This is a genomic window from Streptomyces sp. NPDC002057 (assembly GCF_040296665.1).
Classification (GTDB): Bacteria; Actinomycetota; Actinomycetes; order Streptomycetales; family Streptomycetaceae; genus Streptomyces.
Window position 1 is genome coordinate 1 of sequence record NZ_JBEOXR010000096.1, and the last position, 14,161, is coordinate 14,161.

The 14,161-nt window shown below is 72.6% G+C and carries 13 protein-coding genes; 3 read left to right on the forward strand and 10 right to left on the reverse strand.

What is annotated here, in order from left to right:
* A partial coding sequence (locus ABT129_RS37280; RefSeq protein WP_351910578.1) for an acyl-CoA dehydrogenase family protein occupies nt 1–230 on the reverse strand: 230 nt, incomplete at its 3' end.
* 192 nt (nt 231–422) lie between these two features.
* Here ABT129_RS37280 and ABT129_RS37285 point away from each other — a divergent pair.
* The gene (locus ABT129_RS37285; protein WP_351910580.1) at nt 423–1,748 is read left to right on the forward strand and encodes a UDP-glucose dehydrogenase family protein; all 1,326 of its coding nucleotides are present in this window, start codon (nt 423–425) and stop codon (nt 1,746–1,748) included.
* A 58-nt stretch (nt 1,749–1,806) separates the two neighbouring features.
* Here ABT129_RS37285 and ABT129_RS37290 read toward each other — a convergent pair whose 3' ends face one another.
* The 4 genes from ABT129_RS37290 to ABT129_RS37305 form a co-directional block, all read right to left on the reverse strand.
* Nucleotides 1,807–2,733 carry a membrane dipeptidase gene (locus tag ABT129_RS37290; RefSeq protein ID WP_351910582.1) on the reverse strand — a complete coding sequence of 309 codons (927 nt, stop codon included), beginning with the start codon at nt 2,731–2,733 and terminating at the stop codon, nt 1,807–1,809.
* 183 nt (nt 2,734–2,916) lie between these two features.
* A complete protein-coding gene (locus ABT129_RS37295) occupies nt 2,917–4,128 on the reverse strand; it encodes a dipeptidase (protein ID WP_351910584.1) in 1,212 nt (403 codons plus the stop codon).
* Nucleotides 4,125–4,622: a 5-(carboxyamino)imidazole ribonucleotide mutase gene (gene purE / locus ABT129_RS37300; RefSeq protein ID WP_351910602.1), complete on the reverse strand. Its 498-nt coding sequence runs from the start codon at nt 4,620–4,622 to the stop codon at nt 4,125–4,127. The genes ABT129_RS37295 and purE overlap by 4 nt, the downstream gene beginning before the upstream one ends.
* A 38-nt stretch (nt 4,623–4,660) precedes the next feature.
* A complete protein-coding gene (locus ABT129_RS37305; protein ID WP_351910586.1) occupies nt 4,661–5,800 on the reverse strand; it encodes a 5-(carboxyamino)imidazole ribonucleotide synthase in 1,140 nt (379 codons plus the stop codon).
* Nucleotides 5,801–5,988: 188 nt separating this feature from the next.
* Here ABT129_RS37305 and ABT129_RS37310 point away from each other — a divergent pair, with 188 nt between their 5' ends.
* Nucleotides 5,989–6,504: a GtrA family protein gene (locus ABT129_RS37310; RefSeq protein ID WP_351910588.1), complete on the forward strand. Its 516-nt coding sequence runs from the start codon at nt 5,989–5,991 to the stop codon at nt 6,502–6,504.
* Nucleotides 6,505–6,641: 137 nt separating this feature from the next.
* Here ABT129_RS37310 and ABT129_RS37315 read toward each other — a convergent pair whose 3' ends face one another.
* Together ABT129_RS37315 and ABT129_RS37320 are read right to left on the reverse strand one after the other, a co-directional pair.
* A complete protein-coding gene (locus ABT129_RS37315; protein ID WP_351910590.1) occupies nt 6,642–7,913 on the reverse strand; it encodes a sensor histidine kinase in 1,272 nt (423 codons plus the stop codon).
* 96 nt (nt 7,914–8,009) lie between these two features.
* Nucleotides 8,010–8,687, reverse strand: coding sequence for a response regulator transcription factor (locus ABT129_RS37320; RefSeq protein WP_351910592.1), 678 nt, complete (start codon nt 8,685–8,687; stop codon nt 8,010–8,012).
* Between the two features lie 430 nt (nt 8,688–9,117).
* Between ABT129_RS37320 and ABT129_RS37325 the strand changes: the two genes are divergently transcribed.
* Nucleotides 9,118–10,638 carry a peptide MFS transporter gene (locus ABT129_RS37325; RefSeq protein ID WP_351910594.1) on the forward strand — a complete coding sequence of 507 codons (1,521 nt, stop codon included), beginning with the start codon at nt 9,118–9,120 and terminating at the stop codon, nt 10,636–10,638.
* A gap of 147 nt (nt 10,639–10,785) precedes the next feature.
* Here the strand turns inward: ABT129_RS37325 and ABT129_RS37330 are convergent, their stop codons facing one another.
* The 3 genes from ABT129_RS37330 to ABT129_RS37340 form a co-directional block, all read right to left on the reverse strand.
* Nucleotides 10,786–12,270: a hypothetical protein gene (locus ABT129_RS37330; protein WP_351910596.1), complete on the reverse strand. Its 1,485-nt coding sequence runs from the start codon at nt 12,268–12,270 to the stop codon at nt 10,786–10,788.
* A gap of 14 nt (nt 12,271–12,284) precedes the next feature.
* On the reverse strand, nt 12,285–13,367 hold the full coding sequence (locus ABT129_RS37335) for a hypothetical protein (protein ID WP_351910598.1): 1,083 nt from the start codon (nt 13,365–13,367) through the stop codon (nt 12,285–12,287).
* On the reverse strand, nt 13,364–14,161 hold a 798-nt coding region (locus tag ABT129_RS37340), incomplete at its 5' end, for a COG1361 family protein (protein ID WP_351910600.1). The genes ABT129_RS37335 and ABT129_RS37340, both read right to left, overlap by 4 nt.

Consider the following 14,161-nt stretch of genomic DNA (forward strand, 5'->3'; position numbering starts at 1 on the left):
GGGATCAGGGAGGAGGAACCGCACGCGCGGGCGACCTCCTCGATCACGATCACCGTGGCCAGCGCGTCCGCGCCCGCGCCGCCGTAGGCCTCGGGCACGTGCACGGCGTGCAGGTCGTTGGCGACCAGCGCGTCCAGCGCCTCCTGCGGGAACCGGCCCTCCTCGTCCACCGCCGCGGCGAACGGCACGATCTTCGCCTCCGCGAGAGCACGGACCGACTCCCGGAGCATGTCGTGCTCCTCGGAGGGCCGATACAGGTCGAAATCAGCAGATGTCTCGTTCTTCTTCGACGCCACCGTCAGTCACTCCCACGCTTGCTAACTACCGTTAAGTAACCCAAAGGGTAGGGCGTGCCCCAGCCTCCGACCAGTGCACGACTATGCTCGGGCGGGCATTCCGCCCGACGTTCACTGGAGACCCGCATGGCCCTGAAGATCACCGTGATCGGTACCGGCTACCTCGGCGCCACCCACGCCGCGGCCATGGCGGAACTCGGCTTCGAGGTCCTGGGGCTCGACGTCGTCCCCGAGAAGATCGAGCTGCTGTCCTCCGGCCGGGTCCCGATGTACGAACCGGGCCTGGAGGAACTCCTCGCGAAGCACGTCGCCGGCATCGAGGGATCGAGCGGGCGGCTGCGCTTCACCACCTCCTGGGAGGAGGTCGGCGCCTTCGGCGACGTCCACTTCGTCTGCGTGAACACCCCGCAGAAGCACGGCGAGTACGCCTGTGACATGAGCTACGTGGACGCCGCCTTCACCTCCCTCGCCGGGGTCGTACGCGAAGGGGCCCTGGTCGTCGGCAAGTCGACCGTGCCCGTCGGTTCGGCCGAGCGGCTCGCGGGCGTGCTGCCGGAGGGCGTCGAACTCGCCTGGAACCCCGAGTTCCTGCGGGAGGGCTTCGCCGTGCAGGACACCCTGAGCCCGGACCGGATCGTCGTCGGCGTCCGGAGTGAGCGGGCCGAGAAGGTGCTGCGCGAGGTGTACGCCGTCCCGGTCGGCGCGGGCTCGCCGTTCGTGGTGACCGACTTCCCGACGGCCGAGCTGGTCAAGACGGCCGCGAACTCCTTCCTCGCCACGAAGATCTCCTTCATCAACGCGATGGCCGAGGTCTGCGAGGCGGCCGGCGGCGACGTCGCCAAGCTGGCCGAGGCCATCGGCCACGACGACCGGATCGGCGCCAAGTTCCTGCGGGCCGGCATCGGCTTCGGCGGCGGCTGCCTGCCCAAGGACATCCGGGCCTTCATGGCCCGCGCCGGTGAGCTGGGCGCCGACCAGGCGCTGACCTTCCTGCGCGAGATCGACTCGATCAACATGCGGCGGCGCGGCCAGATGGTGGAGATGACGCGGGAGGTCCTCGGCGGGAACTCCTTCCTCGGCCGCCGGGTCGCCGTCCTCGGCGCCACCTTCAAGCCCGACTCGGACGACGTCCGCGACTCCCCCGCCCTGAACGTCGCCGGCCAGATACACCTCCAGGGCGGCCAGGTGACCGTCTACGACCCGAAGGGCATGGACAACGCCCGGCGCGTCTTCCCGACCCTGGGATACGCGGACTCGGCGCGCGAGGCGGTGCGCGGCGCGGATGTGGTGCTGCACCTGACCGAGTGGCGCGAGTTCCGTGAGCTCGACCCGGCGGAGCTCGCCGGGGTGGTCTCGTCGCCGGTGATCCTCGACGGCCGCAACGCGCTGGACGCGGAGCGCTGGCGGGCGGCCGGCTGGACGTACCGGGCGATGGGCAGGCCCCGCGCCTGAGCCGCGGGCCTAGAGGGGTGGGGGGGCGCCTTTCGGCGCCCCCGCCCGGTCAGGCCGGTCAGGCCGCCGCCGGCCTGATGCGGTTCGTGCGCGCCAGGAACTCCGTCTCCCGCAGCGCCCGCGTCAGGTTGCCGTGCGCGAGGCCGACCAGCTCCTGGGCCGGCCAGTCCCGGCGGAGCAGCTCCGCGAAGAGCGGGACGTGGCCGAGGGCCGGGGCGGTGGTGTGGGAGACGCCGACGCAGTGCGGGCCGGCCTCCGCCCGCACCCGGTCGAGGACGTCGGCGACGGCGGCCGGGTCGTCGGTCACCGTGACCATGAGGACGGCGCCGTTCTCGCCGAGGAGGCCGAGGACGTCGTCGGGCAGGCCCTCCGGGGCCGCCCGGGTCAGCAGGGCGGGCGCGCGGGTGACCGCGAGGGTGCGGCGGACCGTGTCCTGGTCGGCTCCGGAGAGGTCCACGGCCAGGCCGATGCGGTTCATCTCCCGTACCGCCTCGCGGGCGAAGCGGTCGAAGCGGGTGAGGTTCACGGCCCGTACGCCCAGGGCGTGGTAGGCCCGCAGGGTTGCCGCGGAACCGCCGAGCGCCGTCCAGCTGACCGGGCCGAGCAGAGCGGCGACCCGGCCGCAGTTGAGGGCGTGGGCCATCTCGGAGGTGGTGTGCGCGAGACGCAGGTCCTCCGGGCAGGAGGCGACGAGCGCACGGACGGCGTCGATGCGCCGCAGGGTCCCGACGACCCCCTCGTCGGTGTCGACGTGGAGCGACCAGAACTGGGCTCCGGCCTCCGCCGCCCGGACGGGCGGGAGGTCCTCGGGGTCGAGGGACCGGGGCAGTTCGGTGTGTCCCTCGGTGACGGGCTGGGCGGCCAGGATGGCGCGGGCGCGGGAGGTCTCGTCGAGCGGTGGGGGCGGCTCGGGAGGGACTGGCTCGCCGGTGGCGGCAGCGGGGACGGTGGAGAGGTGGGGATGGTCGTCTAGCAGGTCCGCCATGGTCTTACTCCAACTCGGTGATGCAGTACCGCCCCGCGAATGCGGCGGGGCAGTACCGTCCACCGTGCCACCGGCCCCGTGCGGGGGCGCGGCGGACTACGCCGTCCGGGTGAGGCGCGCGGCCCCGTGCGGGACACGGCGGAGTACGCCGTCCGGTGAGGCGCGCGCGGCCCGTACGGGTCGTCAGGCCCCCGGGGAGACCGGGGAGTCCAGCGTCTCGATCGTCGCGTTCGACGGTGCCGTACGGCCCGTCAGATCGCGCGAGACCGCCTCCGCGTCGCGGAGCGCGCGGACCGCGTTGGACCAGGTCAGCTTGGCGAGGTCCGGGTGCGACCAGCCGCGGTGCAGGAGCTCCGCGATCAGGTTCGGGTAGCCGGCGACGTCGTCGAGCCCGGCCGGGGTGAAGGCCGTGCCGTCGTAGTCCCCGCCGATGCCGATGTGGTCGATGCCGGCGGCCTCGCGCATGTGGTCGAGGTGGTCGGCGACCGTGGCGGCGGTGGCGATCGGGCGCGGGTTCTCCGCCTCGAAGGCCCGGTGCAGCTTCATCGCCTCGGCGGTGGTGTCGAGGTGGTGGAAGCCGTGCGCCCGCAGGTTCTCGTCGGCCCGCGCGGTCCAGTCGACGGCGGCGGGGAGGATGAACTTGGGCACGAAGGTGGCCATGGCGACGCCGCCGTTGGCGGGGAGCCGCTCCAGGACGTCGTCCGGCACGTTCCTCGGGTGGTCGCAGACCGCCAGGGCCGAGGAGTGCGAGAAGATCACCGGCGCCGCGGAGGCGTCGAGCGCGTCCCGCATGGTGGTGGCGGCGACGTGCGAGAGGTCCACCAGCATGCCGCAGCGGTTCATCTCGCGGACGACCTGCCGGCCGAAGGCGGAGAGCCCGCCGACGCCGGGCGCGTCGGTCGCCGAGTCCGCCCAGTCGTTGTTGTCGTTGTGGGTGAGCGTCATGTAGCGCACGCCGAGGGTGTGCAGGGCGCGCAGGGTGGCGAGGGAGTTGTTGATCGAGTGGCCGCCCTCGGCGCCCTTGAGGGAGGCGATGCGGCCCTCCGCGCGGGCCGCCTCCATGGCGTCCGCCGTCAGGGCGGGGGCGAGGTCGCCCGCGTACCGCGCCAGGAGCTGGTCGACGATGTCGATCTGCTCCAGGGTGGCGCTGACCGCGTTGTCGCCGGTCAGCTCGCAGGGCACGTACACCGACCAGAACTGGGCGCCGACGCCGCCCGCCCGCAGCCGGGCGAGGTCGGTGTGGAGCGCGCCGGTCTGGTCCGCGCCGATGTCCATGCGGTCCAGGTCGTAGCGGACGTGCTCGCGCAGCGCCCACGGCAGGTCGTTGTGGCCGTCCACGACGGGGTGGGCGGCGAGCAGGTCACGTGCCTCGGCGAGGCGCTCGGCGGCGCTCACCTGGCGAAGCCGAAGGACTCGGCGCCCTCGACCTTGGCCCGCAGCCGCTGGCCCTTCTCGGTCGCCTGGTCGTTCAGCTCCTGCTGGAACTCACGCATCCGGCCGAGCAGCTCGGGGTCGTGCGCGGCGAGGATCCGGGCCGCGAGGAGGCCCGCGTTGCGCGCGCCGCCGACGGAGACCGTGGCGACGGGCACACCGGCCGGCATCTGCACGATGGAGAGCAGCGAGTCCATGCCGTCGAGGTACTTCAGCGGCACCGGCACGCCGATGACGGGGAGCGGGGTGACGGAGGCCAGCATGCCGGGCAGGTGGGCGGCGCCGCCCGCGCCCGCGATGATCGCCTTGAGGCCGCGGCCCGCGGCCTCCTCGCCGTACGCGATCATCTCGCGGGGCATCCGGTGGGCGGAGACGACGTCGACCTCGTACGGGATCCCGAACTCGTCCAGGGCCTGCGCGGCGGCCTCCATGACGGGCCAGTCGGAGTCGGATCCCATGACGATGCCGATGACGGGGGCGGTGGCGGGGGTCGTGCTCACTCGGTGATCGTTCCTCGCAGGTAGCCGGCGGCGTGACGGGCGCGCTCCAGCACGTCGTCCAGGTCGTCGCCGTAGGTGTTGACGTGTCCCACCTTGCGGCCGGGCTTCACGTCCTTTCCGTACATGTGGATCTTCAGCTGCGGGTCCCTGGCCATGCAGTGCAGGTACGCGGAGTACATGTCCGGGTAGTCGCCGCCCAGGACGTTGCACATCACGGTCCACGGCGCGCGCGGGCGCGGGTCGCCGAGGGGCAGGTCGAGGACCGCGCGGACGTGGTTGGCGAACTGCGAGGTGATCGCGCCGTCCTGGGTCCAGTGGCCGGAGTTGTGCGGGCGCATCGCCAGTTCGTTGACGAGGATGCGGCCGTCCGTGGTCTGGAAGAGCTCGACGGCGAGGTGGCCGACGACCCCCAGCTCCTTGGCGATCCGCAGCGCCAGCTCCTGCGCCTGGCCGGCGAGCTCGTCGTCGAGGTCCGGCGCGGGCGCGATCACCGTGTCGCAGACCCCGTCGACCTGACGGGACTCGACGACCGGGTAGGCGACCGCCTGGCCGTGCGGGGAGCGGACGATGTTCGCGGCGAGCTCGCGTACGAAGTCGACCTTCTCCTCGGCGAGGACCGGGACACCCGCGCGGAAGGGGTCGCCGGCGTCCTCGGGCGTACGGACGAACCAGACGCCCTTGCCGTCGTAGCCGCCGCGCACGGTCTTGAGGATGATCGGGTAGCCCCCGACCTCGGCGGCGAAGGCCGCCGCGTCCTCGGGGTCCGCCACGATGCGGTGCCGTGGGCTCGGCACGCCGATCTCGTCGAGCTTCGCGCGCATCACCCCCTTGTCCTGCGCGTGCACCAGCGCGTCGGGCCCCGGGCGGACGGGGATGCCGTCCGCCTCCAGGGCCCGCAGGTGCTCGGTGGGGACGTGCTCGTGATCGAAGGTGATCACGTCACATCCGCGCGCGAAGTCACGCAGCGTAGCCAGGTCGCGATAGTCGCCGATGACGACCTCGCTCACCACCTGGGCCGCCGAGTCCTGCGGGGTGTCACTGAGGAGCTTGAACCTGATGCCGAGGGGGATGCCCGCCTCGTGGGTCATACGGGCGAGCTGACCGCCACCGACCATGCCGACTACCGGAAACGTCACCCTCTTAGGGTATCCGCACCATCGGGGAACACTCGTCCGGCTGTGGTTTGGCACAAGGACGCCGCAGGTGGGGGCTGGGTTCTCGGGTGGTTTGCGAGGTACACGGGCGGGTGACAGGTCGCCTGGTTAGCATGGTTGGGTTGACGTCGCCCGGACGTCATCCGGACGGACGGGACAGAGCCATCACCATGAGTGAACCCGGCGCGCTGCGCACGCGACTCGACCGGCTCGTCCGGGAGGTCGCCAAGTTCGGGGTAGTGGGCGGTCTGGGCGTCCTGGTCAACCTCGGCGTCTTCAACCTGGTCCGCGGCACCACGGACATCCCGATGGTCCGGGCCAGCCTGATCGCCACGGTGGTCGCGATCGCCTTCAACTACGTGGGGTTCCGTTACTTCACGTACCGCGACCGGGACAAGTCCGGCCGCACGAAGGAGATGTCGCTCTTCCTGCTGTTCAGCATCGTCGGCATGGTCATCGAGAACGGCATCCTCTACGCGGCGACGTACGGCTTCGGCTGGGACGGCCCGCTGGCCAGCAACGTCTTCAAGTTCTTCGGGATCGGGGTCGGGACGCTGTTCCGCTTCTGGTCCTACCGCACCTGGGTCTTCCGCGCGCTCCCCGCGAAGGAGGCGGTGCAGACCGCCGAATCGTTCCTGGAGCAGGCCCCGCGGCAGGCGACCCGCCGCCAGCCCGACCGCGTCTGAGCCCCGGGCCGCTGCCGCCCCCGTCCGTCCCCGAGCCCCCGGCCCCGCCGGGGGCTCGGGCGTGTCCCGGGCCCGGGCGCGTCCCGGGGCCCGGGGGCGTCCCGGGGCCCGGGGGCGGTCCCGGGGCCCGGGGCGCGTCACCGTACGGGGCGCTCCGACGGTTCGTCCGAGAGGCTCCTGACCTCGCGGCTCAGGAAGAGCGCGAAGACCGGCGGCTGCTGCTGGAGCAGCTCCAGACGGCCGCCGTCCGCCTCCGCGAGGTCGCGGGCGACCGCGAGGCCGATGCCGGTGGAGCTGCGGCCGCTGACCGCCCGCTCGAAGATCCGCGCGCCGAGGTCGGCCGGGACGCCCGGGCCCTCGTCGGTGACCTCGATCACCGACTGGTTGCCGGTGACCCGGGTCCGCAGGGCGACCGTGCCGCCGCCGTGCATGAGCGAGTTCTCGATCAGGGCCGCGAGGACCTGGGCGACCGCGCCCGGCGTGCCGACAGCCCGCATCCCCTGCTTGCCCGAGTGGACGATGGCCCGCCCCGCGCTGCGGTAGGCCGGCCGCCACTCCTCGATCTGCTGCTTGACGACCTCGTCGAGGTCGAAGGCGACGGCGGAGCCGGTACGGGGGTCGCGGGAGTTCGTCAGCAGCCGCTCGACGACGTCGGTGAGCCGCTCGACCTGGGTGAGCGCGATCGTCGCCTCCTCCCTGACCGAGTCCAGGTCGTCGGCGAGGGCGACCTCCTCCAGGCGCATGGAGAGGGCCGTGAGGGGGGTGCGGAGCTGGTGCGAGGCGTCGGCCGCGAGCCGGCGCTCGGCGGTGAGCATCCGGGCGATCCGCTCGGCGGAGGCGTCCAGGACGTCGGCGACCCGGTCCAGCTCGGGGACCCCGTACCGCTTGTGCCGGGGGCGCGGGTCGCCGGAGCCGAGCCGCTCGGCGGTCTCGGCGAGGTCGGTGAGCGGGGACGTGAGCTTGTTGGCCTGCCGTACGGCGAGGAGCACGGCGGCGATGACGGCGAGCAGCGCCACCGCCCCGATGATCATCAGGGTGCGGCCGACCTCGGCGGTGACGGCCGAGCGGGACTCCTCGACGACGACGGTCTCGCCGCGCTCGCCCTCGGCGATGCCCCGGGTGACGTTCCCCTCGGGGCGGGTGCCGATCTCGATCGTGTCGCGGCCGGGGATGTGGATCTGCGCGTACCGCTTGGCGCCGCTCTGCTGGGAGAGGATGTCCGGGTTGACCGGTTCGCCGCCGATGAGGCGGCTGTCGACGATGGAGACGATCCTCAGCGCCTCCAGGTCCACGCTCTCCTGGGCGCTGCTGGAGATCGTGCGGGTCTCGACGATGACGAGGGAGACGCCGAAGACGGCGATGACGACGAGCACCACGGCGAGCGTGGAGTTGATGAGACGGCGGCGCACGGTGACTCTCGTTCTCTCCTGGGGCCGGCTCGGCCCGAAGCGGCCGCGTGGGCTCCGTCCGGGGCGTCCGCGTCGGCTCTGCCCGGGGCGGCCGCGTCAGCTCTTCTCGAAGCGGAAGCCGACGCCTCGGACGGTGGCGATGTAGCGCGGGTTCGCCGCGTCGTCACCGAGCTTCTTGCGCAGCCAGGAGATGTGCATGTCGAGGGTCTTGGTGGAGGACCACCAGGTGGTGTCCCAGACCTCACGCATCAGCTGGTCGCGGGTGACGACCCGGCCGGCGTCCCGGACCAGGACGCGGAGGAGGTCGAACTCCTTCGCCGTGAGCTGGAGCTCCTCGTCGCCCATCCAGGCGCGGTGCGACTCGACGTCGATCCGCACGCCGTGGGTCGAGGGGGCGACGGCGGGCTCGGTGGAGCCGCGCCGGAGCAGGGCCCGGACCCGGGCGAGGAGCTCGGCGAGCCGGAAGGGCTTGGTGACGTAGTCGTCGGCGCCCGCGTCGAGTCCGACGACGGTGTCGACCTCGTCGGCCCGCGCGGTGAGCACCAGGATCGGGACCGTGTGGCCCTCGGCGCGCAGCCGCCGGGCGACTTCGAGGCCGTCCATGCCGGGCAGGCCCAGGTCGAGCACGACCAGGTCCACTCCGCCCTGGAGCCCGGTGTCGAGGGCGGTGGGGCCGTCCTCGCGGACCTCGACCTCGTACCCCTCTCTCCGCAGGGCGCGGGCCAGCGGTTCCGAGATGGAGGCGTCGTCCTCGGCGAGCAGTACACGGGTCATGGGGTGATGGTAGTCCGCACGGGTGGGCGGCCGGGGCATGATCCGAGTGCGCGGAGTGACTCCTGGGGATCTTGTGGGTATCGCGCGCATGACCTTCGAATAAGCTTCCGCGGTTGCATCTTCACCTGTGATCCATCTCTCAAGTCCTTCCATATCCGCCACTGTCGTGTCGTATGGTGGCGAGACGTCTGACGCGGTAATCGGGGACCTTTGGCCAGCTTCGCGCGCCAAGGTCCTCTTTCTGCGTGAGGTCGGCCCAGCCGACCCTTGAGGACAGTGAATGACCTGTGGGCCGGGTTCCGGGACGCGAAGACGCGAATCCCGGGGCGTGGATCCCGGTGGGTTCCGACCGTGGATCCGCCGGTGCCGGCCTCCCCCACCGGGCGCACCACGCTCACAAGGCGCGCGTCCCGACAGAGCAAGGATCGACATGGCGTCCAGCCTGACGACGGCTTCCGCCGGAACCCCCGGTTCCGAGAAGACGTTCTTCGGCCACCCCCGCGGCCTGGCCACCCTCTTCATGACCGAGATGTGGGAGCGCTTCTCCTACTACGGCATGCGGGCACTTCTCGTTCTGTACCTGGTCTCCGGCGGCGCGGACGCCGCGACCGGCAGCCAGGGTGGCGGCCTCGCCATGACCGCGGCGACGGCGACGGCGATCTACTCCGTCTACGTCTCGATGGTCTACCTGATGGCCATGCCGGGCGGCTGGTTCGGCGACCGCGTCTGGGGCGCCCGCAAGACCGTCACCATCGCCGCCTTCGTGATCATGGCGGGCCACGCCTCGCTCGCGATCCCCGGCCAGGCGATGTTCTTCGTCGGCCTGGCGCTGGTCGCCGCCGGCTCGGGTCTCCTCAAGGCCAACATCTCCACGATGGTCGGCCACCTCTACGACGGCCCGGACGACCCGCGCCGTGACGGTGGCTTCACCCTCTTCTACGTCGGCATCAACCTCGGTGCCTTCGTGGCGCCGTTCGTGGTCGGCACCGTCGGCGAGAAGGTCAACTGGCACCTCGGCTTCGCGCTCGCCGCGCTGGGCATGGGTCTGGGCCTGGTCCAGTTCCTCCTGGGCACCAAGAGCCTCAGCCCGAAGAGCAACGTCGTCCCGAACCCGCTCTCCCCCGAGGAGCGCAAGGGCATCCTGGTCAAGGTCGCCCTGATCACCGTCCTCGTCGCCGCGTTCTACGGCGTCGTGGTGGCCCTGGGCATGTACACCCTGAACTGGGCGCTGGTCCCGATCACCCTCGCGGGTCTGATCATCCCGGTCGCCGTCCTGGTCCGCATCAAGCGCGACAAGGACCTCGACAAGACCGAGCAGTCGAAGATGACCGGCTACATCTGGTTCTTCGTCGCCGCCGCCGTCTTCTGGATGATCTACGACCAGGGTGGCTCGACGCTGTCGCTCTTCGCGGACGACAAGACCGCGGACACCGTCTTCGGCTTCGGCTTCCCGGCCACCTGGTACCAGTCGCTGAACCCGCTCTTCGTGATGGCGCTCGCCCCGGTCTTCGCGTGGCTGTGGCTGTGGCTGGCCCGCAAGAACCAGGAGCCGAACACCATCGTGAAGTTCGCGATGGGTCTGGTCCTCGTCGGCGCGTCCTTCTTCGTCTTCGTCGTCCCGATGAACATGGCGGGCGGCGGCGACAAGGTCTCCCCGATGTGGCTGGTCTCGATCTACATGATCCAGACCATCGGTGAGCTCTGCCTCTCCCCGGTCGGCCTCTCCGTCACGACGAAGATGGCGCCGCAGAAGTACGCCTCCCAGATGATGGGCGTCTGGTTCCTCGCCGTCACCGCGGGCGACTGCACCACGGGTCTGCTCTCGCTGGCCGGCGTCGATCTCAACGGCACGGGGATCATCGCCATGGAGGCCTCGTTGGCCGTCCTGGCGGGCTTCGCGATCTACATGTACCGCAAGAAGGTCCAGGGGCTCATGGGCAGCGTCCACTGACCCCTGCGCCATGGGCCCGCCTCACGGGCCCGTCGTACGGGTCTCCCCCGGGGACCTGTCGTACGGATCCGTCCCAGGGGCCTGTCGTACGCACGGAGGGCCGCCGCACCGCATCGGTGCGGCGGCCCTCCGCCGTTTCCCGGAGCGTCAGCGCCTCAGCCGCGCCCACGGGGTGAAGGTGAACACCGCGCCGCCGAGGAGGATCACCGTTCCCGCGACGAGGGCGAGGGCGCGCAGGGCGCCGTCGCCCTCGGCGCCGGTCTCGGCGAGGTTCCCGCCGTCGGAGCCGCCCGAACCGCCGGAGCCGCTCGCGCCGGAGCCCGCCGTGCCGGTGCCGCCGTCGGAGCCGCCCGACGCGCCCCCGGCCTGCTTGCTCGTGTCCAGTTCGAGGGAGACGCCGGCAGCCCCCTTGACCTGGCACGGGATCTGCATCTCGGAGCTGCCGAGCGTCACCGTGATGGTGAGCGTCCCGGGGCTGAGCGTGGACGTGCCGGTCGCGCCGGGCTTGTACGTGCCCTTCATGTCCGGCAGGTTCACCGGGTCGCCCAGCTTCAGGTCGGTGGGGTTCGGAGGGCCGGTGACCTTCACCGTGCCGCTGTCGGCTCCCCCGATCTTCACCGCCATGGAGCCCTTGAGCGCTCCCTTGGGAAGGGCCGCGGGGCTGTTCATGACGCCCTTGGCGGTCTTCACGGTGAGCTCGTAGGAGGCGCCGTTCTTCTTGGCGTCGATGGTCACCTTGCCGTTGATGGCGGCGGGGCCGGGGGCCTGGCAGCCGAAGGCGACCGCCACCTCCTTGCCCGGGAAGTCGGTCTGGCCGCCCGAGCCGCCGCCGGAGCCGGAGGATCCGCCCGAGGCGGAGCCGGAGCCCGAACCGGAGGATCCTCCGGTGCCGCCGGAGGATCCTCCGGTGCCGCCGGAGGAGGAGGTCGCGGAGCCGCCGGTGTTGTTCGACCCTCCGCCGGTGGAGCCGCCGGTGGCGGTGGAGCCGCCGGACGCCGCCGTACCGCCGGAGGTCGTGGTCGTACCGCCCGACGTCGTGGTCGTACCGCCGGACGTCGTCGTGCCGCCCGACGTCGTGGTCGTACCGCCGGAGCCCGTGCCACCCTCCGCCGTCACCTTGATCGTCGCGGCGACCGGCACCGTCTCCTTCGGCGCGCACTTCGTGTCCGTCGACAGCGGCTTGGACACGTTGATCGTGTACTTGCCGGGCGTCAGGGTGATCTCGCCCGCCTTGTCCAGCTTCAGCTTCCCCTTCATCTCGGGCAGCAGCATCGGGCTGTTCTTGGGGATCGGCGGGTTCTGCCGCGGTCCCTCCATCGCGACGGTGCCGGTCGCCGCGCCGCCCAGGGTGAGGACGCCGGTCGGCTTGACCGTGTTCGCTCCGAGGTCGAGCACGTCGGGGTTCTTCGACGCGGCCTGGACCGTCTTCCAGACGATCTCGACCTCGTCGCCGACCTTGGCCTCCGCCGGTGCGGTGATCAGCACCTTCGTCGTGCCCTGTACGGGCGGAAGCCCTGAGATGGACGGCGGGATGCACTCCGTCCCGTACGAGACCTCGGCGGCCTGGGCGGGGCCGGCGGAAATCAGGATCCCCGCGCCGCCGAGCATCAGCGCGACTCCGGCCGCGCTCATCCTCCGTTGCGTACTCACGCATGTCCCTTCGTCGTCGGGCTGCTCTCTGGGGCTGACGGTGCGGAGTCAGGACTGAACCACGGCAGGACCGCGGTCGGTTCGTCGTCCCCCGGGGCCCGCCGGGCGGGCTCGGGGGCACGGGTGCGCAGGCGGGCCAGGGGGCGGGGCCGCGGCCCCGGTGCCGTTCCCCGGCGGGGCCGCCGTCCGGCGGGGCCCGTCGCCGGGCGGGTGCGGTCCACCACGGCCATGCCGATCCGGAAGAGCGCCGCCGGCACGACGATCGCGAGCAGCAGCCAGAAGAGCGTCACGCCCCACGGGCGGCCGACCCCCCACGGCTGCTCGACCAGGACCTTGCCCGCGTACCGCACGGAGACCTGGTAGTCGCCGTGCGCGCCCGCCGTGAGTTCGACGGGGAGCCGGACGAGGGCCTTCCTGCCGGGTTCGACGGTGCCGCGCCACCGGCGCTCCTCGTACTGCGGCGCGAAGACGCCGTGGCTGGTGCCGACCTGGAAGACGGGGTCCTTCACGGGACCCGAGCCGAGGTTGCCGACGGTGAAGACGATCTCCCGGGAGGGCGGTGCCCCGAACCAGGTCAGCAGCGAGCCGGAGCCGTCGAGGCGGACGGCGGCGAGGACGGCGAGGCGTCCGTCGCCGGAGGCCTCGGGGAGCGGGGCGGTGGGGTGCCCGGCGACGGTGAACTCCCGGTCCACGGCGTCCTGCTGGCCGGTCACCCCGGCCACGTGCACGACGCAGGGGCAGGGCTTGGGCGGTTCGGCGACCGGGAGCTTCGCGCTGAACCCGCCCCTGGTGTCGACGGTGGCGGCCCTGCCCTCGGTGTTGGCGCAGGAGTTGGTGCCGCCGATGACGCCCTTGCCGGGGGCGGCCTGGCCGCAGATCAGGAGCATGAGCAGCGCGCCCGGTTTCCAGCCGCTGCCGCTGACGGTGATCTCGCCGCCCTTGCCTCCCTCCGCCTTCGAGAGTTCGACGACGGGGCCGGGGGCCGCCGCCGAGGGGGCGGCGGGCAGCAGACCGAGGGCGAGCGCGCAGAGCAGGGCCGCGGCCGCGCGCGCCCACCTCGTCGTCCCGTGTCGTGTCATGGTGTCGCTCCCCCCGGGGCTCGCTGGGTACGGGACCGCGCGCGCCGCCGCAGCGCCTGTGCGCAGCCGGCCGCCGCCGCCAGGAGCAGGCCGGCCGACGCGGTGAGCGCCGGGCCGGAGGCGAAGGAGGCCTCGGCCCGGCCGGTGGCGGGCGCGGCGCCCGGGGCGGTGGCGGTGAGCCGGACGGTGACGGAGTCGAGGGCGGGCGGGTCGGGCCAGGGTTCGGTCCGGGTGGCCCGCTCGCCGGGGCCGAGGGTGAGCGGCAGGGGGCGGCCCGGCCGGTCGAGGAGGGTGCCGAGGACCCCCTCGGCGTGGACCGCGAGGTGCGGGGCGAGGACCGTGGTCCCCCGGTTGACCAGGGTGTACCGGAGGGTGCCGGTCGCGGTGTCGACGTGGACGGCCTCGACGGTCAGCGCGGCGAGCCTCGGGCCGCTGACCCTGAGCCGCAGGTCGACGCGGACCTCCCGGCCCGCCGCCGTGGCCCGTACCGCTCCCCGGTGCTCGCCGGGCGGGGTGTCGGCGGTGAGGGTCACGGCGAAGGGCACGTCCGCCCGGGTCCTGGCGGGCACGGTCACGGTCGGCGCGGCGAAGGCGACGGGCGCGCCCTGTCCGCTGAGCCGTACGGTGAGCGGCTTCGCTCCCGGGTTGGTGACCGACAGGGTGTCCTGGAGGACGCTGCCCGCGGGGCCCTCCAGATAGGCGTAGGGCCGTCCGGCGGCGGGCTCCGCCGTCCAGCCCTGGGCGCCGGGCGCCGCAGCCGTCCCGTTCTGGGCACCGGGGGGCGCCGCCGCGAC

Bases quoted from the DNA above. Each gene is read 5' to 3' on its own strand.
- ABT129_RS37285 (WP_351910580.1), top strand. From the start codon at position 423: ATGGCCCTGAAGATCACCGTGATCGGTACCGGCTACCTCGGCGCCACC.
- ABT129_RS37290 (WP_351910582.1), bottom strand. From the start codon at position 2,733: ATGGCGGACCTGCTAGACGACCATCCCCACCTCTCCACCGTCCCCGCT.
- purE (WP_351910602.1), bottom strand. From the start codon at position 4,622: ATGGGATCCGACTCCGACTGGCCCGTCATGGAGGCCGCCGCGCAGGCC.
- ABT129_RS37310 (WP_351910588.1), top strand. From the start codon at position 5,989: ATGAGTGAACCCGGCGCGCTGCGCACGCGACTCGACCGGCTCGTCCGG.
- ABT129_RS37320 (WP_351910592.1), bottom strand. From the start codon at position 8,687: ATGACCCGTGTACTGCTCGCCGAGGACGACGCCTCCATCTCGGAACCG.
- ABT129_RS37325 (WP_351910594.1), top strand. From the start codon at position 9,118: ATGGCGTCCAGCCTGACGACGGCTTCCGCCGGAACCCCCGGTTCCGAG.
- ABT129_RS37330 (WP_351910596.1), bottom strand. From the start codon at position 12,270: ATGAGCGCGGCCGGAGTCGCGCTGATGCTCGGCGGCGCGGGGATCCTG.
- ABT129_RS37335 (WP_351910598.1), bottom strand. From the start codon at position 13,367: ATGACACGACACGGGACGACGAGGTGGGCGCGCGCGGCCGCGGCCCTG.